Annotated in this window: 23 protein-coding genes; 14 read left to right on the top strand and 9 right to left on the bottom strand. The window is 35.1% G+C overall.

Annotated features, from left to right (window positions below; translation table 11 throughout):
• Positions 1-8: 8 nt before the first annotated feature.
• From PWU04_RS08370 to bshA, 7 genes are all read left to right on the top strand, one after another.
• Positions 9-1,319: a (Fe-S)-binding protein gene (locus PWU04_RS08370; protein ID WP_274475575.1), complete on the top strand. Its 1,311-nt coding sequence runs from the start codon at positions 9-11 to the stop codon at positions 1,317-1,319.
• Positions 1,320-1,336: 17 nt separating this feature from the next.
• The gene (locus PWU04_RS08365; protein ID WP_274475574.1) at positions 1,337-1,786 is read left to right on the top strand and encodes an LNS2 domain-containing protein; all 450 of its coding nucleotides are present in this window, start codon (positions 1,337-1,339) and stop codon (positions 1,784-1,786) included.
• A 10-nt stretch (positions 1,787-1,796) separates the two neighbouring features.
• Entirely contained in the window at positions 1,797-2,588 is a 792-nt protein-coding gene (locus tag PWU04_RS08360; RefSeq protein ID WP_274475573.1) for a (Fe-S)-binding protein, read from the top strand.
• 2 nt (positions 2,589-2,590) lie between these two features.
• The gene (locus tag PWU04_RS08355) at positions 2,591-2,797 is read left to right on the top strand and encodes a hypothetical protein (protein WP_274475571.1); all 207 of its coding nucleotides are present in this window, start codon (positions 2,591-2,593) and stop codon (positions 2,795-2,797) included.
• Between the two features lie 175 nt (positions 2,798-2,972).
• Entirely contained in the window at positions 2,973-3,458 is a 486-nt protein-coding gene (locus tag PWU04_RS08350) for an ABC transporter ATPase (protein ID WP_274475569.1), read from the top strand.
• A 146-nt stretch (positions 3,459-3,604) separates the two neighbouring features.
• Positions 3,605-6,520, top strand: a complete 2,916-nt coding sequence (locus PWU04_RS08345) for a glycoside hydrolase family 3 N-terminal domain-containing protein (protein ID WP_274475568.1) — start codon at positions 3,605-3,607, stop codon at positions 6,518-6,520.
• A gap of 1 nt (position 6,521) precedes the next feature.
• Positions 6,522-7,655: an N-acetyl-alpha-D-glucosaminyl L-malate synthase BshA gene (gene bshA, locus PWU04_RS08340; RefSeq protein WP_274475567.1), complete on the top strand. Its 1,134-nt coding sequence runs from the start codon at positions 6,522-6,524 to the stop codon at positions 7,653-7,655.
• A gap of 116 nt (positions 7,656-7,771) precedes the next feature.
• Here bshA and PWU04_RS08335 read toward each other — a convergent pair whose 3' ends face one another.
• Positions 7,772-8,266, bottom strand: coding sequence for a hypothetical protein (locus PWU04_RS08335; RefSeq protein WP_274475565.1), 495 nt, complete (start codon positions 8,264-8,266; stop codon positions 7,772-7,774).
• A 149-nt stretch (positions 8,267-8,415) separates the two neighbouring features.
• Here PWU04_RS08335 and PWU04_RS08330 point away from each other — a divergent pair, with 149 nt between their 5' ends.
• Positions 8,416-11,334, top strand: coding sequence for an FAD-binding and (Fe-S)-binding domain-containing protein (locus PWU04_RS08330; protein WP_274475564.1), 2,919 nt, complete (start codon positions 8,416-8,418; stop codon positions 11,332-11,334).
• Between the two features lie 45 nt (positions 11,335-11,379).
• Here the strand turns inward: PWU04_RS08330 and PWU04_RS08325 are convergent, their stop codons facing one another.
• Positions 11,380-12,210 (bottom strand): hypothetical protein, encoded by an 831-nt coding sequence (locus tag PWU04_RS08325; protein ID WP_274475562.1) that lies wholly within the window; start codon positions 12,208-12,210, stop codon positions 11,380-11,382.
• A 377-nt stretch (positions 12,211-12,587) separates the two neighbouring features.
• Between PWU04_RS08325 and PWU04_RS08320 the strand changes: the two genes are divergently transcribed.
• Complete coding sequence (locus tag PWU04_RS08320; protein WP_274475561.1) at positions 12,588-13,019, top strand: hypothetical protein; 432 nt, start codon at positions 12,588-12,590, stop codon at positions 13,017-13,019.
• A 173-nt stretch (positions 13,020-13,192) separates the two neighbouring features.
• Here the strand turns inward: PWU04_RS08320 and PWU04_RS08315 are convergent, their stop codons facing one another.
• From PWU04_RS08315 to rlmD, 3 genes are read right to left on the bottom strand one after another with little or no spacing between them, the layout of a single operon-like run.
• Positions 13,193-13,924 (bottom strand): DUF6048 family protein, encoded by a 732-nt coding sequence (locus PWU04_RS08315; protein ID WP_274475560.1) that lies wholly within the window; start codon positions 13,922-13,924, stop codon positions 13,193-13,195.
• A complete protein-coding gene (locus PWU04_RS08310; protein WP_274475559.1) occupies positions 13,890-14,453 on the bottom strand; it encodes a DUF6452 family protein in 564 nt (187 codons plus the stop codon). The genes PWU04_RS08315 and PWU04_RS08310 overlap by 35 nt, the downstream gene beginning before the upstream one ends.
• An 8-nt stretch (positions 14,454-14,461) precedes the next feature.
• Positions 14,462-15,871: a 23S rRNA (uracil(1939)-C(5))-methyltransferase RlmD gene (gene rlmD, locus PWU04_RS08305; protein ID WP_274475558.1), complete on the bottom strand. Its 1,410-nt coding sequence runs from the start codon at positions 15,869-15,871 to the stop codon at positions 14,462-14,464.
• Positions 15,872-16,006: 135 nt separating this feature from the next.
• Here rlmD and rocD point away from each other — a divergent pair, with 135 nt between their 5' ends.
• Positions 16,007-17,251 (top strand): ornithine--oxo-acid transaminase, encoded by a 1,245-nt coding sequence (gene rocD / locus PWU04_RS08300; RefSeq protein ID WP_274475556.1) that lies wholly within the window; start codon positions 16,007-16,009, stop codon positions 17,249-17,251.
• A gap of 66 nt (positions 17,252-17,317) precedes the next feature.
• Here the strand turns inward: rocD and PWU04_RS08295 are convergent, their stop codons facing one another.
• Genes PWU04_RS08295 through PWU04_RS08285 form a run of 3 tightly spaced genes read right to left on the bottom strand, consistent with a single transcriptional unit; the run spans position 17,318 to position 19,798 of the window.
• Positions 17,318-17,653, bottom strand: a complete 336-nt coding sequence (locus PWU04_RS08295; RefSeq protein ID WP_274475555.1) for a CCC motif membrane protein — start codon at positions 17,651-17,653, stop codon at positions 17,318-17,320.
• A gap of 14 nt (positions 17,654-17,667) precedes the next feature.
• The gene (locus PWU04_RS08290; RefSeq protein WP_274475660.1) at positions 17,668-17,931 is read right to left on the bottom strand and encodes a DUF2752 domain-containing protein; all 264 of its coding nucleotides are present in this window, start codon (positions 17,929-17,931) and stop codon (positions 17,668-17,670) included.
• 31 nt (positions 17,932-17,962) lie between these two features.
• Positions 17,963-19,798: a T9SS sorting signal type C domain-containing protein gene (locus PWU04_RS08285; RefSeq protein WP_274475554.1), complete on the bottom strand. Its 1,836-nt coding sequence runs from the start codon at positions 19,796-19,798 to the stop codon at positions 17,963-17,965.
• A 268-nt stretch (positions 19,799-20,066) separates the two neighbouring features.
• Between PWU04_RS08285 and PWU04_RS08280 the strand changes: the two genes are divergently transcribed.
• Positions 20,067-20,261 carry a hypothetical protein gene (locus PWU04_RS08280; protein ID WP_274475553.1) on the top strand — a complete coding sequence of 65 codons (195 nt, stop codon included), beginning with the start codon at positions 20,067-20,069 and terminating at the stop codon, positions 20,259-20,261.
• On the top strand, positions 20,239-20,793 hold the full coding sequence (locus tag PWU04_RS08275) for a Smr/MutS family protein (protein ID WP_274475658.1): 555 nt from the start codon (positions 20,239-20,241) through the stop codon (positions 20,791-20,793). The genes PWU04_RS08280 and PWU04_RS08275 overlap by 23 nt, the downstream gene beginning before the upstream one ends.
• A gap of 65 nt (positions 20,794-20,858) precedes the next feature.
• On the opposite strand, the gene PWU04_RS08270 is transcribed toward PWU04_RS08275, so the two are convergent.
• A complete protein-coding gene (locus PWU04_RS08270) occupies positions 20,859-21,800 on the bottom strand; it encodes a hypothetical protein (protein ID WP_274475552.1) in 942 nt (313 codons plus the stop codon).
• Between the two features lie 89 nt (positions 21,801-21,889).
• Here PWU04_RS08270 and PWU04_RS08265 point away from each other — a divergent pair, with 89 nt between their 5' ends.
• Together PWU04_RS08265 and pyrR are read left to right on the top strand one after the other, a co-directional pair.
• Positions 21,890-23,032, top strand: coding sequence for a cysteine desulfurase family protein (locus PWU04_RS08265; protein WP_274475550.1), 1,143 nt, complete (start codon positions 21,890-21,892; stop codon positions 23,030-23,032).
• Between the two features lie 115 nt (positions 23,033-23,147).
• Positions 23,148-23,690, top strand: a complete 543-nt coding sequence (gene pyrR, locus PWU04_RS08260; RefSeq protein WP_274475549.1) for a bifunctional pyr operon transcriptional regulator/uracil phosphoribosyltransferase PyrR — start codon at positions 23,148-23,150, stop codon at positions 23,688-23,690.
• Positions 23,691-23,696 lie beyond the last annotated feature (6 nt).

The raw sequence follows: 23,696 nt of genomic DNA, 5'->3' as shown, positions 1-23,696 counted from the left end.
TTACCACAATGAAATTTATACCTAGTATTTTGTTTGCCATTGCATTGATTGCAGGCATTGGGTATTTTACCAGGAACGTTAAAAAACTTGTCCGTAATATTAAACTCGGAAAGGATGTCGATGTAAGTGATAATACCGAACAACGTTGGAGAAATATGATAAGAATTGCATTGGGGCAAGGTAAAATGGTACGCCGTCCTGTTGCAGGTATTCTACATATTATAGTATACCTCGGTTTTATTATAATTAATATAGAAGTTCTCGAGATTATCATAGATGGATTATTAGGAACTCACCGTATTTTTTCAGGTATGGGAACTTTTTATGGAGTATTAATAGGTTCTTTTGAAATTCTTGCAGCCTTAGTGTTTGTATCGGTTGTCATCTTTTGGATTCGTAGAAATATTATTAAGTTACAGCGTTTTTGGAAAGCAGAAATGACTAGTTGGCCAAAAAATGATGCTAACTACATTTTGTATTTCGAAATGGTACTTATGGCACTCTTTCTTATAATGAATGCCACAGATGTTCATTTTCAGGAAATGAATTCAGGTAATGTAATTAGTGGATTGATAGCTCCTTTGTTTGAAGGGCTTTCGGAAGGAACACTTCATTTTATAGAACGTTCTGCTTGGTGGTTGCACATTTTGGGGATTTTGGTATTCCTTAATTACCTATATTTTTCCAAGCACTTACATATTTTATTGGCGTTTCCAAATACATACTTTGGGAAGGTTAAACCAAAAGGAGAATTAGATAATTTAGAAGCTGTTACCAATGAGGTAATGTTAATGATGGATCCAAATGCCGATCCTTTTGCTGCACCAGAGCCAAGCGAAGAAGAAGAGGAGCCATCTAAATTTGGAGCTAGTGATGTTCAGGACCTTAATTGGGTTCAGTTATTAAATGCTTATACCTGTACCGAATGTGGACGTTGTACAAGTGAATGTCCTGCCAACCAAACGGGTAAAAAGCTGTCGCCTCGTAAGATTATGATGGATACTCGCGACAGACTTGAAGAAGTTGGAAAAAATATAGATGCCAACAACGGCGAGTTTAAAGATGATGGTAAGCAATTATTAGACGATTATATCACTAGAGAAGAGCTTTGGGCATGTACATCTTGTAATGCATGTGTTGAAGCTTGTCCTGTAAGTATTGATCCGTTATCTATTATTTTGGATATGCGCCGTTATTTGGTGATGGAACAATCTGCAGCACCAATTGAGCTTAATAATATGATGAGTAATATTGAGAACAACGGAGCACCTTGGCCATACAATCAAATGGATCGATTGAACTGGAAGGATGAAGCTTAATAAATAAAGCCAAAGCCATGAAACGGGAAGAAGCTGATAAATTTTTGCATGATAAAGTAGAAGGTGGAGAAAAAGTAAGTCCAGTATTGCCAAAAGGCATAAAGAATTACTTAATCGATATCGACGGAACTATTTGCGATGATATTCCCAATGAGGAACCAAATCGTATGGTAACGGCAGAAGTTTATCCAGATGCTTTAGCAATATGCAATAAGTGGTTTGATGAAGGCCATATGATTTGTTTTTTCACTTCCCGTATAGAAGAGCATAGAACGATTACAGAAAAGTGGCTTGATGACAATGGGTTTAAATACCATAGATTATTGATGGGAAAACCTAGAGGCGGTAATTATCATTGGATAGATAACCACATGGTAAAAGCCACTAGATATAAAGGACAATTTACAGATTTAGTACAAAAGAATGTGACCATCGAGGTGTTTAATGATGGTCAAAACGAAGAATAAACCTACCAGTATGAGCGAATTACTTAAAGTGCCTACCATGGCAGAATATATGGCCGAAGGCAAACAACCAGAAGTATTATTTTGGGTTGGATGCGCAGGAAGTTTTGATGATAGAGCCAAAAAAATTACTAAGGCTTTTGTAAAGTTATTGAACAAAGCTAATGTAGAATTTGCTGTTTTAGGTACCGAGGAAAGCTGTACAGGAGACCCTGCTAAACGTGCCGGTAACGAATTTTTGTTCCAGATGCAAGCGGTTACTAACATAGAAGTTATGAATGCCTACGAAATTAAAAAGGTAGTAACAGCTTGTCCGCATTGTTTTAATACCATTAAAAATGAATATCCTTCACTTGGAGGGAACTTTGAGGTGATGCACCACACTCAATTTCTAAAAACGCTTTTAGACGAAGGTCGATTAACTGTTGAAGGAGGTAAATTTAAAGGTAAACGTATTACTTTTCACGATCCTTGCTATTTAGGGCGTGCAAACAATGTATACGAAGCACCTCGCGATTTGATTAAAAAGTTAGAAGCCGAATTGGTTGAAATGCGCAAGTGTAAAAGTAACGGTCTTTGTTGTGGTGCTGGTGGAGCCCAAATGTTCAAGGAGCCAGAAAAAGGCGATAAAGACGTCAACATTGCCCGTACAGAACAGGCTCTTGAAACCAAACCGGAAATCATTGCTGCAGGATGTCCTTTCTGTAACACTATGATGACCGATGGGGTAAAAGCAAAGGAGAAAGAAGCTAAAATTGCGGTTATGGATGTAGCCGAGTTGATTGCTAATGCAGAAGAGTTATAGTTTTGAATATAAACAGTAAAGCGATAAAACTAGTAAGGTTTGGTCTTTTCAATGGGATTATCTTTGCGTTGGTAATGGCTGGTTTCGATTACCTGAGAAATACTCCTTTTTCTTGGGAAAAGTTTGTTTTCTTTTCAATGGGCTATGGAGTACTTATGGTAATCATTAACCGAAAGAAATTGCTAAAGGTTTATAAAGCTAAAAAGTAACGTTTTATTGTAACGATAATTAAAAGAAGAGGGCTTAGGGTTCTCTTTTTTTTTTGTTTTGAGCAGGTGTTCAAAATATAGAACATTGGTTGTTTTAGGAGTATTCTTCACTACATTTGCATCATATAATCAGCTGTAATTTATTTTCAGCATTTGGAAAAAAACAAGAAGTGTTATGTTAGTTGATTTTAATGACTTACCAGAAACATCAAGAGTGTGGATATACCAAGCTAACCGTTCTTTTACAGAAGAGGAGTTGGCAGAAATAAGTGATAAACTGAATGTGTTTATAGAGAATTGGACTGCTCATGGTAGTGATTTACAAGCAGGATATACAATAAAATACAAGCGTTTTATTATTATCGGATTAAATCAAAATCTAAATAAGGCAACAGGATGCTCGATTGATGCATCTGTTCATTTTATTCAACAATTAGAGAAGGACTATAGCGTTGATTTAATGGATAAAATGAACGTATCCTATAAACAGGGAGAGTTTGTAGCCTATAAACCTTTGGCTGAGTTTAGAAAAATGGCAAAGGACAAGGCTGTTTCAAAAAACACAATTGTTTTTAATAATCTTGTCACAAATATCGCTGAGTTTAACGAAAATTGGGAAGTGCCTGCAAAAGATAGTTGGCATGGCAGATTTGTAAACTAAAATATCAAATAGGGCAGCTTTTATAACTGCCCTTCTTTTTTAATATAGGCTTATAATTCTATCTTAAAGTCCTTTCTTCTTCATTTTAAAAATACTATTTTGGCACTGTTTTAGTTATATATAACGATATAAACCAGAAGTGATTCATGCGCCAAACGATACTCTTAATTTGTCTTTTAATTTCCGTTCAAAATATATTCAGTCAATCCCCAAAAAATCCATTGCTTACAAAGGATGTGGAGCAGCAGGAACATTGGGTAGATAGTTTGTACAATGAAATGACCCTTCAGGAAAAGATTGGTCAATTATTCATGGTTAGAGCATTTTCCAATAAGGGGCAGGCTCATGAGAACAGTGTTCTTAAGTTAATTGAAAACAATCATATTGGTGGAATTATTTACTCTACGGGAGGACCAGTTGCTCAGGCTAAGTTAAATAATAAACTCCAATCAAAATCTAAAGTGCCTCTATTAATAGGGATGGATGCCGAATGGGGATTGAGTATGAGGTTGGATTCTACCTATGCTTTTCCATGGAATATGACATTGGGAGCTATTAAAGACAATGCTTTAGTAGAGCAAACCGGGAGACAATTAGGTGAACACTGTAAGCGTATAGGTGTACATTTTAATTTTGCACCTGTAGTTGATATCAATACAAATCCTCTAAATCCAATTATAGGTAATCGTTCCTTTGGGGAGGATAAGGACAATGTTACCCAAAAGGCATTGGCTTTTATGAAGGGTATGCAAAGTGCAGGGGTTTTGGCTACGGCTAAACACTTCCCTGGTCATGGTGATACAGATCAGGATTCTCATAAAACTTTGCCAACGGTTAATTTTGATAAAAAGCGTATAGAAGAAGTAGAGCTTTATCCTTATCGTGAATTGATAAAGTATGGACTATCCAGTGTTATGGTTGCCCATTTAAACATTCCAAGTTTAGAATCACGTTCTGGGTATCCATCTTCTATTTCCAGAAAAATTGTTACTGATCTGTTGAAAGATAAGATGCAGTTTCAAGGGCTTATTTATACCGATGCTTTGGAGATGAAAGGCGCTGCTAATTTTAGTGAACCTGGTGATATTGACTTGGCTGCTTTTTTGGCAGGAAACGATGTGCTTCTTATTTCTGAAGATGTGCCAAAAGCTATGTTTAAAATTGAAGAAGCTTTTAACGATGGACGTATAAGTGAAGACCGATTGGCATATTCAGTAAAAAAGATTTTACAGGCTAAATACAAGGTTGGACTAAATAATTTTGAACCTATAGTAATTGACCACTTAGTTGAGGATCTTAATAGGATAAAAGATGATGCGCTAAATGAAGCCCTTTTTGAAGAAGCTATCACTGTTGTTAAAAATGAAGATAATATTCTTCCGCTTCGAGACTTGGATAAAAGATCAATAGCTTATGTGCATATGGGAGACGACTCTGGCAGTACATTTTTAAAAGAACTAAAGAAGTACACCAAAGTTCACGAGATTAAAGGAAATATGTTAGACGATAATTTAACACAGTTAGAGCAGTACAATACCGTAATTATTGGATTGCACCGATCTAACAAAAATCCCTGGAAGAGCTATAAATTTACCGATCAAGAGTTGGTATGGTTATATGAGATTGCTAGAAAGAATGATGTGATTTTAGATGTATTTGTAAAACCTTATGCATTGTTGGATCTATCCACAACTAAAAATATTGAGAGTATCGTTGTGAGTTATCAGAATAGTGATGTGGCTCAGGAAAAATCAGCCCAGATTATTTTTGGTGCACTTTCGGCAAAAGGGCAATTACCAGTTTCAATTGGTGATTTTCCTCAAGGAACTAGCATTACACTAGGTACCCTAAAACGTCTGGGATATAGTATCCCTGAACGGGAAGGCATGAGTTCTGAATTATTAAAAAAAGTCGATTCAGTTGCAGAATACGCTGTAAAAAAAAAAATGACGCCGGGTATTCAGTTGCTCATAGCCAGACACGGTAAAGTTATCTACAACAAAAGCTTTGGAACACACGCTTACGATCCTGAGGAGCCTGTAAAATTTAACGATATTTATGACTTGGCATCGTTGACAAAGATATTGTCTACCTTACCTATGCTTATGGAAATGGTAGACCAAAATATTGTTTCCTTAGACACTAAGCTTTCTGAAATACTCCCTGAGTATAAGTCTTCAAACAAGGCTAAGATTACTCTTAAGGAAATGCTCTCTCACTATGCTAGATTAAAACCCTGGATTCCTTTTTACATGGCTACGATGGATTCAGTTACTAAACATCCTTCACCAAATTATTACAGTACTACCTACGATAAAAACTTTAATGTAAAGGTTGCTAATAATATGTACATGCGTGCCGATTATCAGGATTCTATTCAAAAAATAATAAGGGATAGTGATTTGTTGAGCAAATTACGTTATCGCTATAGTGATTTACCTTATTATATCTTAAAGGAGTATATTGAACACTATTATGATAAGCCTCTTGACGAACTGGTTCATGAACACTTTTATGCTTCTTTAGGAGCTAATTATACCATGTATAATCCGAGTACGACCTTTAGTAATAAAAATATTGTGCCAACAGAGAAAGATGGTTATTACAGATTCCAAAAGGTACAGGGTTATGTACACGATATGGGGGCTGCGATGCAAAATGGAGTTGGTGGTCATGCAGGAGTATTCAGTAATGCAAACGATGTTGCAAAGATAATGCAGATGTATTTGCAGAAAGGATATTACGGAGGGAAACAGTATTTTAAACCTGAAACATTAGATAAATTTAACCGTTGTTATTATTGCCAAGACGATAATAGGAGAGGAGTTGGTTTTGATAAACCCCAGCTAGGAGATGTAGGGCCAACCTGTGGTTGCTTGTCTATGACTAGCTTTGGACATTCCGGTTTTACGGGAACTTACGCTTGGGCAGACCCAGAAGAAGAAATAGTTTACGTTTTTTTAGCTAATAGAACTTATCCCGATTCAGCAGATAATACTTTGCTTAAAGAGGATATTAGGACTAATATTCAGAAATTAATCTACGAATCTATAATTGATTAACATGCGCATAGGAATTGTTTGCTATCCAACTTTTGGGGGTAGTGGTGTTGTTGCCACAGAACTCGGGTTAGAGCTCTCTAAGCGGGGGCACGAAGTTCATTTTATTACGTATAGCCAGCCTGTGCGTTTAGAATTGCTTAATCAGGTGCATTACCATGAAGTTCATGTTCCCGAATATCCATTATTTCATTACCAACCTTATGAATTGGCACTATCCAGTAAGTTGGTCGATACGGTAAAATTGTACAAGATTGAATTACTTCATGTGCACTACGCCATTCCTCATGCTTATGCGGCTTATATGGCAAAAAAGATGCTTCAAGAAGAAGGTGTTAGGTTGCCAATAGTAACAACGTTACACGGTACAGATATTACTTTGGTAGGTAACCATCCTTTTTATAAACCAGCGGTGACTTTCAGTATTAATAAATCTGATGCAGTTACTGCCGTTTCTCAAAGCTTGAAAGATGATACATTACGGTTGTTTGATATAAAGAGAGAAATTAATGTTGTAACGAATTTTATTGATCTTTCTAAGTATCAAAATCAGTATAGAGATTGCCAACGGGTTATGATGGCCAATGAAGAAGAACGAATAGTAACCCACATTAGTAATTTTAGAAAAGTAAAACGAATTGAAGATGTTGTTAGGATATTCTACAACATTCAAAAGGAGATTCCAGCCAAGCTTATGATGGTCGGTGAGGGGCCAGAAAAGGAAAACGCCGAAAATTTATGCGAACAGCTTGGTATAGCCAAGAAGGTTATCTTTTTTGGTAAAAGTCATGAAATTAATAAGATTCTCTGTTTTAGTGATTTGTTTCTTCTTCCTTCAGAGACTGAGAGCTTTGGTCTTGCCGCTTTAGAAGCGATGGCATCTGGAGTTCCTGTTATTTCAAGTAACTCTGGAGGAATACCAGAAGTGAATATCCATGGGATTTCGGGGTATCTCAGTCCTGTCGGGGATGTTGAGGATATGAGTATTAATGCTTTAAAGATTTTAAGAGAAAATAATGACTTGAAAGTGTTTAAAAAGCAGGCCAGAGCTCAGGCAGAGCTCTTCGATATCCATAATATTGTACCTCAATATGAGGCAATTTATAAAAAAACTTTAGCTAAGAGTACTTTACTTTAAACGAGCCTGAATAATAAGTAAAGACAGTCTAGTTTTTATTTTGGTAAGATGTTTAAGATATTTTTCAAAAAGCAATTCTCAAGGACCTAAATAAAACTTTTTAGATAGCTTCTAATTTAGAATTGGTATCGAACACCAAGAGCAATGTCAAGGTCTAGATCATCATCCCTTCCAAAGTTTATTTCTGGCCTAAAATCCAAAGAAAGAAGTAAAGGAATGTTAAAGTTATATTCAATCCCTATATCCCCAGCAATAAAAACAAAGGAGTCACTATCATGGTCATGGCCATGGTTATGATCATGATCATGATTGTAATCGTAAACTCCAAATCCACCACCAGGACCGGCATACCAATTAAAGTTGTTTTCTAAATACCATACCCAGTGGTAAATCCCCGTTAACTTAAATCCGTCGTAATCGTTACCACTACGCCAGCCCAAGTCTGCTTCCAAACGATTATTGGATCCTAATGCACGTTGATAGGATATCTCGGCTCCAAAGCCATCACTATCCCCCAGTCGTAAACCGATGGCATTGTCTGCAATGTCTTGAGAGTATCCAAGAGATAGACACCCAAGTATTAAACTAATGGTTAAAATCAGTCTTTTCATAATCAAAAGTTTTAGTGTCAATAAAATAGTAATTTTCATACATGTTCATGTTGAAATACAATGCGAATTTTTATGTTAAATTGGGCTACAAGTCTTAATTTTAAACGGTGAAGTAGATTAATTTTAATAAAATAGGTGGCTAATTTAATATGAATAGTTTAAATATACTAAAAAGCAATCTTAGAGGAGAACTTTACCATGATGATCTTATGCGAGCATTATATGCAACTGATGCCTCCGTATATAGAGAACTACCAATAGCTGTGGCCTATCCGAAAGATGTTTTTGATTTAAAGCTACTAATTGCTTTTGCAAATGACAATAATGTTTCATTGATACCCAGAACAGCAGGAACTTCTCTGGCGGGACAATGCGTAGGAGAGGGAATAGTTGTTGATGTCTCAAAATATTTCACCAAAATTATATCTGTAGATACAACTACAAAAACAGTTACCCTGCAGCCTGGAGTGGTTCGTGATGAGCTGAATAATTATTTAAAGCCCTATGGTTTATTTTTTGGGCCAAACACGTCTACATCAAATCGGTGTATGATAGGGGGAATGGTTGGCAACAACTCTTCAGGTTCTACTTCCATTCAATATGGTGTAACACGGGATAAGGTACTTAAATTGGAGGTTTTGTTGAGTGATGGCAGTGAAGTTGAATTTAAGTCTATTTCTAACCAGGAGTTTAGGGGGAAACTTGAGTTGCAAACATTAGAAGGAATTATCTATAAATCTATTTTTGACACCTTAGTAAAACCTGGTGTTAAAAACGAAATAGAGAAAGAGTTTCCCAAACCAACAATACACAGAAGAAATACAGGATACGCCCTAGATTCATTAATTGATTCTCAGATTTTTAATGAAAATTCATTAAACCAATTTAATATGTGTGAGTTGTTGTGTGGTAGTGAAGGTACTTTAGCTTTTACCACACAAATTACTCTTCAGTTAGATAATTTACCTCCAACGTATAGCTGTTTGGTAGCGGCTCATTATAATACAATACCAGATTGTATGCAAGCTGTAGTTCTAGCTATGAAGCACAATTTATATATGTGTGAGATGATGGATAAAACAATTATTGATCTTACAAAGCACAATAAAACACAGCAAGACAATCGAAGTTTTATTGAAGGAGATCCAGAAGCTATTTTGATGTGTGAGCTTAGGTCAAATTCAGCGGATGAATCTATTTCCAAGGCGATAGCGTTGAGAGATGAATTATTAGCCTCGGGGTTAGGCTATGCATATCCAATACTACAGGATGATGAAATAGATAAGGCTGTAGAATTGAGAAAGGCCGGACTTGGGTTGTTGGGAAATATAATTGGAGATAAAAAAACTGTTGCTTGTATTGAAGATACTGCAGTGGCACTTCCCGATTTAGCTAATTATATTGAGGATTTTACCAAATTAATGGAAAAATTTGATCAAAAAGCTGTGTACTATGCTCACGCGGGAGCAGGTGAACTCCATTTGCGCCCTATTTTAAATCTTAAAAAAAGTGAAGATGTTAGTTTGTTTAGGGAAATTACCACACAAGTTGCTCATTTGGTTAAGTCTTACAATGGCTCAATGTCTGGAGAGCATGGTGATGGAAGGGTGCGTTCTGAGTTTATACCATTGATGGTTGGTAAAGCAAATTATGAAATTGTAAAGTACATTAAATCGGTATTCGACCCAAAAAATATCTTTAACCCTGGCAAGATTGTAGCTGCTAAACCAATGGATTCATTTCTTCGTTATGAAGCTGATAGGAAAGAGCCAGAAATAGATACCATTTTGGATTTTTCAAGTTCTCAAGGCATTTTAAGAGAGGCCGAAAAATGTAATGGTACAGGAGATTGCAGAAAACTTCCAGAGTTTGGAGGTGTAATGTGTCCAAGTTATCGAGCAACCAGAAATGAAAAGGATACAACAAGAGCCAGAGCCAACGCCTTAAGGGAATTTTTAACGCATTCAGATAAGGTAAACCGATTTGATCATGACGAACTTAAAACTGTTTTCGATCTGTGTTTAAGTTGCAAGGCTTGTTCCACAGAATGTCCTAGTAGTGTTGATGTGGCCAGTTTAAAAGCAGAGTTTCAGTACCAATATCAACAGGCTAATGGGATTCCTGTTAGAACTAAATTGTTTGCCTATAACAATACTATTAACCGTATTGCAAGTTCGTCAGCCGGTATTTCAAATTTTATGTTTAGTAACAAGGTGATTTCTTCAATGATAAAATCCACTTTAGGAGTTGCCAAAGAAAGAAGTTTACCCTTAGTGTCTGGAAAAAGTTTACGGAGTAAAGCAACTCATTTACTAAAAAATAATCCGACTAGTCCATTAAAAAAAGTTTGGTTTTTTGTTGATGAGTTTACTAACTATCTAGATACACAAATTGGTGAAGAAGCGATATTGTTGTTGCAAGCTTTAGGGTACCAAGTTCGATTGTTAGATCATGAGGAGTCTGGTAGATCATTTATTTCAAAAGGTCTTTTAAAAGAAGCGAAAAAATTAGCTAATAAAAATATAGCAATTTTTAAAGCTTTAATTGGAGAGGAAACTCCATTAGTAGGGTTAGAGCCATCTGCCATATTGACCTTTAAAGATGAATATCTTAGATTATGTGATGATAAAGGGGCGGCTAAAGAAATATCAAACAATACTTTTTTAATAGATGATTTTTTAGCAATTGAAATAGACGCTGGACGAATAAAGGCAGATTCATTTACAGATGAGGGCAAAATACTTAAATTCCATGGTCATTGTCATCAAAAGGCATTATCGAGTCAGAGTTCTAGTTTTAAGATTCTGAATCTACCAAAAAATTATAAAGCAACTATAATCCCTAGTGGATGTTGCGGGATGGCTGGTAGTTTTGGTTATGAAAAAGAACATTATAACGTAAGTATGACAATTGGTGAACAAACTTTATTTCCAGCTATTAGGAAAACCAATAAAGAGGTAGAGATAGTTGCAAATGGAACCAGTTGCCGTCACCAAATAAAAGATGGTACCGGTAGATTAGCAAAACATACTGTTACAATTTTATTTGAGGCATTAAAACAAAAATAGCCTTGTAAAAACAAGGCTATTAAAAGTTATTAATAAATTATTTATTTATTCTTCAACAAAATATTCGGTTAGTTCTTGCACATTGGTTCCAGATGAAGAGGTTGGAATAGGCAATTCCCCTCCAAGTAATTCTACAGCAGAAATAAAGTTTTGTGACATTTCGTAATTAATATCAGCTTCAGCACGAACTAAACCAATTTCATTAGCATAATATGCCGTAACGGCCATTACCTCTTGGTTATTAAGCATGTTTAATTGCTGGCCTACAAGAACAGTTGAAACTTCAACATCTAGAGTTAATCGAGTTTCTGTAACGTTATTGTAGTTTTCTCCGTTTAGCTGCATTGATTCATAAGTCGCCACTTGAATAATTTCAGCCGTATAATCGAAAGTCATTGGAAAACCCTGAATTTCTTGTTCAAATGAATCTGTAACAGAACTTAGTGTACTATTGTTATTAGCTTGAATATCGTATAGCTTCACATTATCTAGAGGTATGGTGAAATCTACAAAACCGGCAAGAGGAAGCTGTAAAGTTCCATTAATTGTTAAATCTTGCTCAGAAGCTGTTAATTCACCAGAAGTTAAAATACTACTCATTATGCCATTGGCAATGCCATTGTCATTAGCATTTAGGGAGTAATTATTTCCATTAGCATTATTTACATAAAGCGAGTCAGTACCGTTAAAATCATCAGTAAATTGAGTATTGGTAGCCACTACGTCATATTTCCAATAGTTATTACTGTTTAGAGGGAATATAACGGTAGAACCATCAGTATTGTTGTTATTATTGTTGTTGTCATCATCAGAGGAACAAGCGCTGAAACCTAGGACAATGGAAAGCGCTAAAAGGGTTAGTTTGATTGTTTTCATGGTTATGGTTTAAACTGTTTTTATGTCAAAAGTAGCGTATCCTATTACGATTTCAAACTCAAATTATAATTATTCGATATGATTAAAATAGATATCATTTTACAGCTAATTAAGTGGGAAACCCTTTATCCATGAAAATTTTGGTATATCAATAAATATGTGCTCTATGTTGTACTAAGTAATGTTATTGTTTTGAATTAAAGGCTGTTGGTTAAACTTTTTACATCGTTTTTTTTAACGAATATTTGTGTTTCTAAAAGACTAAAGCAGGTATTTTCTTTCTTTTATTGTCGAGTAAATCTGCTATTGATAGATTCTGTGCATCTTATTTGAAAAAATATATATAAATTTGATTTAAACATATTTAATAATATATCATGAAAAAAATAACTTTACTATTTGTTTTTGCATTACTATGTAGTGCTGCAAATGTTTTTGGGCAGGCTAGAAATGAATTGAATTTTGGCTTAGTGGGTGCTAATTACGAATTTCCAATACACAAAAATATTACTATTGCTCCAGGAGCAGGAACAAGTTTAGATTTTGACTGGTTAAACTTAGGAGTTAAAGCAAACTATTACTTCGATAATCTTTTTGGAATTACAAATACTGCTTGGGATTTTTACGGTGGTGCCAATGCTGGATATTCTATCTATATGGGTAGTGGGAAAGACGACAGCGATATAGATTTTGGATTGCAAGTTGGTGGTCGATGGTTTTGGAATGATAAATGGGGGGTTTATGTAGAGCTTGCTGGAGGAAATGTCGCCGGTTTATCTCCTGGAATAGGACTCACCGTGAAATTATAAGATATATTTATGTTATATTTAAGAGCCTTAAGATTCGTCTTAAGGCTTTTTTATTCCTCTACAACTTTTATAGATTGATCTTGAAAACGAAATAAAAAATCAAGAAGGGTCAAGGAGGTTTCTACGAACGCCCTTTCTTAGAATCACAAATCAAAATCCCAGAAGTTAATTTATTATCCTTTAGATTTATAAAATGGGATTAAGTAAGATACATTGTATCCAAAACCAAATCCAAAATTTCCAGAATCATAGGTTTTGTTATATCCTGGAATGTACAAGTTTTCAAAACCTGTTGGTTGATTTTGTGTAACAATATATTTAAATTGGACGTTAAGGCCAACAAAAAGATTGTGAAGTAATTCGGCTTTTATCCCAACAATTAATTCAGCCCAAAGGGCTGATAGGCTGTTAAACTCCATTTTTTCATCTGAAGAAAGTTGTGGTGTCCAATATTGATTTTGAGAATAAACAGTATAGCTGTTTACAGTTTGCTTAAAAGTACTAGCGCCTATTCGTAAACCTCCGTAAATCATATTTTCCATACCGTACCAATTTTCGTAAGCATTGTAATCTGCTCCAACTTTAAAGTATTGACCAGAAGAGGTAGTGTTTAAATAATCATTGGAAGTGGTTTTTTCTTCTGAACCCAGTTCACCCGCAATAAACCATTTACGGGTAATTCTAAAATCTCCATTTAATTCAAAGCCATTGTAATCATCATCAAATCCGGTACGTAGCAATTTGCTTAGATCCACACCTAATCTTAAACCATAACGTAGCTTATACTTAACAGAATCGATAGGTTGTTGCTTTAGGGAGTCGTTTTGCGAAAACACTGAAACACCACAAAACAAAAGAACTAATAAAGTGTTAATTGTAAATTTTATAGTGTGTCTCTTTTTCATTTTCTATGATAATGTTTTCTTCAACTGGTTCTAAGTCAAAAATCCAATAATTTTCGTCGGCTTCATTTTCTCGAACAATACTGATATTCTCAAATACGGTTTTATAGCCACAGGCTCGGGATACATATTCTTCCCTAGTTGAATAGGAAATGGTTATAGTGTCTGAATTTCCTATGAGAATATCGTCATCAGGATCATTAGGGGTGTCATTATCATCTATGCCGTAATCTTTAGTCAATACAAATTGTGTTGTTCCCATTTCACCTTCGGCTATATCGGTTTTAAGTGGAAGGTATATTAATTGACTAGTATTTTGAGACCCAGTATAATCAGGTAATGGTTGATTGTTGCCAACCCCTTGAACTCTTAAGTTGGCGATATTTTTTGGCGTATCACGATTTGTATTGTCATAAAATTCAATCACCAGTCTTGGTGTTGTGACTTTATCCTGAGAACAAATATCATCGCGTTCACATCCAAAGAAAAAGCCAAAGAGGATTACCCCAAGCAATAATATGGTTTTCTTCATATTAGGAATTAACGTTTTTCCAAAAGTACAACATTTTCTACATGGAAAGTTTGTGGGAACATATCCACGGCTTGTACCTTGATAACTTTATAAGCATGATCCATTAAAGCTAAATCACGTGCTTGAGTAGCACTGTTACAGCTCACGTAAACCACCTTTTCCGGTGCAATATTTAATATTTGCTGAACAACATCTTTATGCATCCCATCTCGTGGAGGATCTGTAATGATCACGTCTGGGTGTCCATGGGTTTTAATAAAGGTATCGTTAAATACCGATTTCATGTCACCAACATAAAAATCTACGTTGTCGATATTGTTAAGCTTAGCATTCTCTTTGGCTGCTGTAATAGCATCTGGTACTGCTTCAACACCAACTACTTTTTTAGCATTTTTGGCGACGAATTGAGCAATGGTTCCTGTTCCTGTATAGAGATCGTATACCAATTCACTTCCTGTCAGTCCAGCAAAATCACGGGCAACTTTATAAAGTTCGTAGGCTTGTTCACTGTTTGTTTGATAGAAGGATTTAGCGTTGATTTTAAACCTTAAGCCTTCCATTTCCTCAAAAATATGGTCGCTGCCGTGATAGCATATAACCTCTTGATCGTAAATAGTGTCATTGGCTTTTCCGTTAATTACATATTGTAAAGAAGTGATTTCAGGGAAGCGCTTTTTGATGAAATCTAATAATAGCTCTCGTTTTTCCTTATCTTCTTTAAAGAACTGGATAAGTACCATAATTTCACCTGTAGTACTTGTGCGGATCATCATCGTTCTTAAAAGTCCGAATTGTTCTCTGGTATTGAAAAACTCTAGTCCGTTTTCTATTGAAAAGCTTTTAACCGCATTTCGGATGTCGTTTGAAGGATCTGCTTGAAGGTGACATTTTTTTATGTCCAGAATTTTATCCCACATTCCAGGAATATGGAAACCTAAAGCATTTTTATCACCAAGGTCTTCACCTGAGTTAATTTCTTCTAAAGTTAACCAACGGCTATCGCTAAAAGAAAATTCCATTTTATTTCTGTAGAAATACTGTTTTTCAGATCCTAAAATAGGTAACACTTCGGGTAATTCTATGTGCCCAAGACGGGTTAGATTGTTTTCTACCTCTTGTTGTTTGTAAAACAACTGGTGTTCATAACCCATATGTTGCCATTTGCAACCACCACAAACCCCAAAATGTTCACATTCTGGTTGTGATCTTTTGCTGGAATATTTGTGGAAATTTACAGCCTTACCTTCGTAATACGCTTTACGTTTTTTAAAGGTCTGTACATCTACAATATCACCAGGTATGGCATTATTTAAAAAAATAACTTTCCCATCAGGAGCCTTAGCAATACTTTTACCCTTGGCACCTGCATCTATCACTTCAAGCTGTTCAAACAGTTGTTTTTTGTTTTTTCTAGACATGCCACAAAAATAGAATAAAAGCCCCGAAATACTCCAATATTTTAAGCAAGATTTAGTAATTTGCGCCCTCTACAAGATTTGGGTGATTTCTCTCCACAAGAAGGAATAGTACAGTAAAAATTTAAAAGTATTAAAATGTCTGTTACAGAGCAATTAACGTCGCAAGAAGCAATTGATTTAGAAAATAAATACGGAGCACATAATTACCATCCACTTCCTGTGGTTTTAAGTAAAGGTGAAGGAGTATATGTGTGGGATGTGGAAGGAAAGCAATATTACGATTTCTTATCTGCTTATTCTGCTGTAAACCAAGGGCATTGTCACCCACGTATTGTAGGTGCAATGACAGAGCAAGCACAAACTTTAACTTTAACTTCTCGAGCTTTCTATAACGATATGCTAGGCCAGTATGAAAAGTATGCATGCGAGTACTTTGGATTTGATAAGCTATTGCCTATGAATACAGGTGCTGAGGCAGTAGAAACAGCTCTAAAAGTATGTAGAAGATGGGCATATCAGGTTAAGGGTATTGATGAGAATGAAGCCGAAATTATTGTTTGTGAAAATAACTTCCACGGAAGAACAACAACAATTATTTCATTTTCTAATGATCCAGTAGCAACAAAGAACTTTGGGCCTTTTACAAAGGGATTCATTAAAATAGAATATGATAATCTAGAGGTTTTAGAGGATGCTTTAAAGAATAATTCAAAAGTAGCAGGTTTCCTTGTTGAGCCTATTCAAGGAGAAGCTGGAGTTTACGTGCCAAGTGAAGGGTATTTGACCAAAGCAAAAGCACTTTGTGAAAAATACAACGTATTGTTTATAGCAGACGAGGTACAAACAGGTGTTGCTCGAACCGGCAAGTTGTTGGCTGTTAACCATGAAAATGTACATCCAGATATTCTTATTTTAGGTAAGGCATTGAGTGGAGGTGTATATCCAGTAAGTGCTGTATTGGCAAACAATAATGTAATGGATGTTATTACACCAGGAAGCCATGGTAGTACATTTGGTGGTAACCCTGTAGCAGCTGCTGTTGCTATGGCTGCATTAGATGTGGTAAAAGATGAAAAATTAGCCGAAAGAGCTGAGAGCTTAGGAAATATGTTCCGTAAAGAGCTTAATAAATATATTGAAACAAGTAATATAGTGAACTTGGTTCGTGGTAAAGGATTGCTAAATGCCATATTGATTAATGATGATGAGGAAAGCGATACAGCTTGGAATATTTGTTTAGCACTTCGCGACAATGGATTGTTAGCCAAACCAACCCATGGTAACATCATCCGTTTTGCTCCACCTTTGGTAATGACTGAAGAGCAGCTTATGGATTGTGTATCAATTATTGTGAAGACTTTAAAAGAATTTGAAGATTAAAACTTTTAGGAGGAATAAATAAAAAAGCGACCATCCGGTCGCTTTTTTATTTGTATTAATTGTGGTTTATGGCTGAGTTTCTGCTTCAATGCCATATTGCTCCATCATTTGTCTAGACTGTTCCATCATTTCGTCCCAGCCAACGGTCGAAATAGTATAAATGGTATAGATTAAATAAAGAAGGTTGATAATAGTTACTACCAGGGCTACTGTTTTTGCAGTATTCATTGCTTGAACATTATCATATTCATCTGGATTAGCAGAGGCTTCTTTTAATTTACTGTTGGCAATAAGCCAACCAATTCCAGAGAGTATAAAACCTAGTCCTCCCATACAGCAGCATAAAAATCCTAGAATCGACAATACGTAAACAATTGTGGGATTGAGTCTTTGTCTTTCCATAAAAAGTTAAGTGTTTAGTTGATTAGTTTAATAATATAGTTGATAACTATAGTTGAAATAATAATAACAACTAGGATAAATTTTGTTTTATCAGCGTACTTAAAAGTAAGAAATGAATTCAAAATAAGGAAAACAATAAAGCCTAAAATGGGATAAATAGCAGGGTACATAAGGAAAGCATTAATCAACTCTCCTTTAAAAATTAAAACAACAGAGCGTTGTAGCCCACACCCCAAACACTCAATACCTAAAAGTTTTTTGTTTAGGCAAGGGAGCATGTACTGTTCTATGGAAGCCATTTTTTAGCTGTTAGTTGTTATTGGAAATTACAACTTTTTTGTTGATAGTTTGGTTATTACCCAAAATAATAGAAGCTACATAAGTTCCATCACTTAAGTGATTTGTAGGCAGTTTGTAACTGTTTGAAGCATTCATATTACTATTACGTAATATTAATTTTCCAGCCATATCGAATAACTGAATTTCTTTTACATTCAATCCATTAGGATTTAAAATAGTCAGCTCTGATTGGCGATTGTTTTGGAAAATATTTAGTGTTTCAGAGGGAATTTCAGCATTATTTAAGGTAGAATCTTGTTGAAATGTAATTTCAAATCTATCAGTATATTCCCCTTGTTCCAAATAAGTACTAAAATCCTGTAGCCTTAAATTGGTATATGTTCCTGTATAAGTATCATGCAGGTAAATTGCTTGTGTGTCTGGAAAATGTTGTATGTCAAGAATGTTGATGTTTACATTTTGGGGTTGGTCAATGTTAACGATTAAGGGGATTGTTAAGTCTGATGTAAAGTTATGAGCTTGTATAACATAAGGTTCGTTGTTAAGTATCCAGTAAGCATCAGAACTTACTCCGCCAGGGCTTTTACCTTCTAGTCCATAATCAAAACCATCAGTAGCATTAGCATGAAAGTTATGCACAAGCTGACGGGTGTAAGTGTTGTTAAATATTATGTTTAGACGGAATCGTTTATATGTGTCTGGAATAATACCGAATCCACTATCACTGGATGTTTGAGATGAATTTACTGATTGTGTTTGGCTTTCATGACCAGGAGAAGCTGTTCTAAAAAAGTAACTGTCGCCAGAAGATTCCTTCACATAGGCCCGGAAACTGTTCTTCATTTTTACCTGCCCAGTTCCAACAATATCTGATTTCCCCTCAACAAAAAAACCTTGTCCTACGGGTATATATCTTCGAGCAACTTTTGTTCCTGTTCCTTGTGGTTCATCAATTACTTCACCACTTCCGTTGTAACTATAAAAGGTAGCGTGAACGAATGTTTCAGCCCCTCCTATATCTATTGTATAAGTAGCGTAACCACCAGCATAATCTGCTAAGTTGTGAGAGTTTGCACCAGGAGCTTGTTCCCAATAATGTAAATAACCAGTTATAACACTTTCGTTTTCTGAATCGTGGATGAATTGCAAAGCGTCAATCCCTGAAGGGTAAGGGTTACCGATTAAAGTTTGTGAATTTGCAATAATATCATTACTAATTGTGCCATTGTTTGGCCTTCCCCTGAAATCATATAATTGATTATTTTCAGGATTTAATATTATATCGTCATAAACTATAGTAGTATTTTCTCCATTAACCCCTTTCATTGAAAACCCTAGACCAGAATTGATATTGTTTGAATTACCTTTATAAGACCAACCAGAGTAATCTGCTGAAGAGGAGAATGTGTAAATCCATTTCTTTGAAATTTGGAAAGGGTTAGCAGTACCATCATAGCTGTTGATAAAGGTTACATTATCACTGGAGGTTTTACCTGTTGGTTTGTCAATTAAACTAGCTAAGAATGGAGTGTTTCCGTTGCTAGCTCCAGTAGTTTGCCCCACAGGTGAACACCAAAAGTTATAAGCGTAACCGTTTACCGTACCTCTTTGGAATATACTTAAATTACCATTACCTGAATTTCCAGTTGTCCCTTCTCCTTGAATAAGTTGAGCTTCATCTCTAAGATATAGATTACTATTTGTGCTAACAAGATTAATATCATCTTCAACAAAAATAACTTCATCGCTGGCATAAATATAACTGTTGTCCTTTACCGTAAGTTGGGCATGTAGACTAACCGAAAAACCAATTAGAGATGCTGCAAAAAATATTTTTTTTACCATAATAATTCAGTTAAGCAGATTATGAAAGAAACCAAAAAAAGTAGGTATTTCTCACAACAAATGTACAATTTTTTAAACTATACATTTTAGACTTCTATATAATATTAGATAAAATGTATGTAATATTAGACTAATTATCTTAACTATCGGTTAAAGCTATGAGTTTGATATTGGGTTTGAAAAAAGGTAATTTGTAATTTTGTTTTATTGATTTTATGGTAAAGTTATTTATTTTGTTTTGAAGAAGAGATTTTCTAAAATATTAAATATGATTTTGGTTGCAACAGGAGCTGTTGTAGCTATCTATGCCCAGGCGGGTGAGAAACAAAATCAGATAGTTCTAATTGTAGGTATTGTATTGTTGATGATAGGGGTTTATAGGATATCCTCAACAATACCAAGTAAGTCTGATAAGGAGGATTTTTTTAGTAAGGATAATGATGAAAATAAAAGTAGGGGATAGAGTTTCGGTATTAGATGATAATATTGAAGGAAGAGTTGTAAAGGTCCTTAATAATCGTGTTTATATCGAGTCTGAAGACGGGTTTGACCTTGACTTTAATCCAGAAGAATTAGTACTGATTGATGACGTGGGGTCTTTAGATATGGAAGCATTTACAACTCAATCTTTAGAGTCGGTTTTAAAGGATAAAAAATCATCCAATAAAACTAAGCCAAAATTGAAAGTAAGTCAAAAAGGGCAGTTACCTCCTATGGAGGTTGATTTGCATATTCATCAATTAACCAATTCTACCAAGGGGATGACCAATCACGATATGTTAACGCTACAAGTAGATACAGCTAGGAATAAACTAGAGTTTGCTATTCGTAACAGAATTCAAAGAGTAGTATTTATACATGGTGTTGGTGAAGGTGTGTTAAGAATGGAGTTGGAATATCTTTTTGGAAGATATGATAATATTAAGTTTTATGATGCCAATTACCAAAAATATGGTTTAGGGGCAACTGAAATTTATATTTTTCAGAATTCTTAATTAAGACTGAGATAAAACAATAAAAGCAGCCTATTGAGCTGCTTTTATTGTTTGTCATATTTTTTTTAATCACCAAATTCAGGAGTCACTTCTCTTTCGTCATGAAATTCAATATCTCCCATATCAAAATAGTCTTGGGTTAGCCCAGGAAGTAAAATATCTTCTACTTCGACTTTAATGGTATATGTTTGGTAAATATTATGTTCGCGATAAGCAGCAGCAGTCACAGTTGTTGCTACTAAAGGATTAAGATAGTCTGGGCCTGCTCCTGGGGTTGTTACATCGTTGGTTGGATTGTTATCTTGAGTTAAGTTTTCTTCATCAATTGTATTGACGTTGTCACCATCGTCGTCAGAATCTAAATAATTTGGTATTTCATCTTCGTCAGTATCGATTAATATCAACTCGTCTGTTTCTTCATCAAAATCTATTTCATCTATTGTGTACACATTGTCGCCATCATCATCTTCATCAAGATAATTTGGAATTCCATCTCCATCAGTATCATCATTATCAAGGTTGCCATCGCCGTTAACATCTTCATCTTCAGAAGGGATACCATCATTGTCGTCTTCAGTTAAAGTAGTTGTGATAGTTGCAAGACCTGTATCGCTAGATAAGTCCTCTTGAATATCTATATTTGAGGGAGGTACATCATTACAGAATACATTATCTGGTTCTGAGCTATAGGTTCGATAATTGAAAGTATTTGAAGTGCCATTTATTGTAGCTAATTTAACTCCTTCACCATTTTCATCTACAAAGAGTATATTGTTTTCTTCAACAGGAATCGTATCATTAACGGGAGCAATAAATGTATACTGAGGATTGGTGAGTTTTAAGGACAGGGTTTCATTGGTGTCATCTTTAGTCTTATAGAATACCAATTCACCACAAGTTTGCAAATTCACATCGTCGAAATCTAGGTAAGTAGTGATGATATCACCATCGTCGCATGAAAGGTTAAAGATGGTAAGGGCTAAAAATACTGGAAAAAACTTCTTCATAGACTTCATAATTAGAGCAAAAATAAGAGAAAACTCAATTTATATGATGTCATCTTGAAAATTATTTTATTTGGTCTATTTTTGCTCGTATGAAACAGGTTTATTTCGATAATGCGGCGACTACGCCAATGAGAAAAGAGGTCATAGAACGAATGACTCAGGTTATGATTAACAATTATGGGAATGCCTCATCTACCCATAGTTTTGGTAGGTCGTCCAAGTCATTGTTGGAACAATCCCGTAAAACAATTGCGAAGTTGTTGAACGCTAATCCTTCGGAGATTGTATTTACATCTGGAGGTACAGAAGCAGATAACTTGGCTTTGAGAAGTGCGGTTAGAGATTTAGATGTTAAACGTATAATAACCTCTAGAATTGAGCATCATGCTGTATTACACACAGCAGAGCAGTTAGAAAAAGAGTATGGTATTACGGTTGAGTATGTGAACCTAACAAAAGGAGGAGTAATAGATTATCAAAATTTAGAGCTCTTATTAAATAATCCTGTAAAAAGCTTGGTGAGTTTAATGCATGTTAACAATGAGGTTGGTAATTTACTTGATTTAAAACGAGTAGCTGATTTATGTAAAACCTACAATACCCTGTTTCACAGTGATACTGTTCAATCGGTTGGACATTTTAAAATTGATGTTCAAGATATTCCAATAGATTTTATGGCAGTAAGTGCCCATAAGTTTCATGGTCCCAAGGGTGTTGGGTTTGCTTATATAAGAAGAGACTCTGGGTTAAAACCATTAATTTTTGGAGGTGAGCAGGAGCGTGGCTATAGAGCAGGAACAGAATCTATCCATAACATTGCTGGTTTGGAAACAGCTTTAAAATTGGCATATGAACATTTAGAAGAAGATAAGCAAAAGGTTTTAGAGCTAAAAACCTATTTTATAAATCAACTTGAGGAAAACATTCAGGGGATAACTTTTAATGGATGTTGTGCAGATACGGTAAGTAGTACCTATACCGTAATTAATGCTTGTTTGCCAATACCACCAGAAAAGGCTCAAATACTAGATTTTCAGCTCGATTTAAAAGGTATAGCCTGTTCCAGAGGAAGTGCTTGTCAAAGTGGGAGTTCTACGGGATCACATGTACTTGCAACAATATTAAGTGAAGAGGATCTAAAAAAGCCATCCGTTCGTTTTTCTCTAAGCCATTTTAATACAAAAGAAGAAGTAGATTATGTGATTGATGTTTTGACATCTTTTTTAGAGTAGTCATTTAGTGAAATACTAAAATCTTATTTAGAAAAAGTACGCCCTTTTCTAAATAAGATTGGTAAGAGGTCTTAAATTTTCCATTATCTTTGTAATCCTATACTTTTGAATTTCTATGAGTAAAAAACTTTTACTTAACGCTAAGGAAGTCAACATTATTCTTCATCGATTAGCTTGTCAACTTATTGAAAATCACAACAATTTTAAAGATACTGTAATTATTGGTTTGCAGCCCAGAGGTACTTTTTTGGCTGACAGGCTAGCCAAGATGCTTCAAGAAGATTACAATATCAAGGATTTAAAATTGGGATATTTGGATATTACATTTTTCAGAGACGATTTTAGAAGAGGGGACAAGCCTTTGGAAGCCAATAGTACGCAAATTGATTTTATTGTTGAAGATAAAAATGTTGTATTTATTGACGATGTACTTTATACTGGGCGAAGTATTCGAGCTGCCCTAACAGCAATTCAGTCTTTTGGTCGTCCAAATGAAATTGAACTTCTTACTTTAATAGATAGACGTTTTAGTAGACATTTACCAATTCAGCCAGATTATTGTGGCCGTCAAGTAGATGTAATTAATCAGGAAAAAGTAATTGTACAGTGGCAGGAGCATGAAGATGAGGACACTGTTTACTTAATTAATAACCAATAAAGAATT

It is taken from the genome of Mangrovimonas aestuarii (assembly GCF_028767185.1).
Classification (GTDB): Bacteria; Bacteroidota; Bacteroidia; order Flavobacteriales; family Flavobacteriaceae; genus Mangrovimonas_B; species Mangrovimonas_B aestuarii.
The sequence above is the reverse complement of the archived record's forward strand: the minus strand, read 5'-3'. Positions and strand labels throughout refer to the sequence as shown.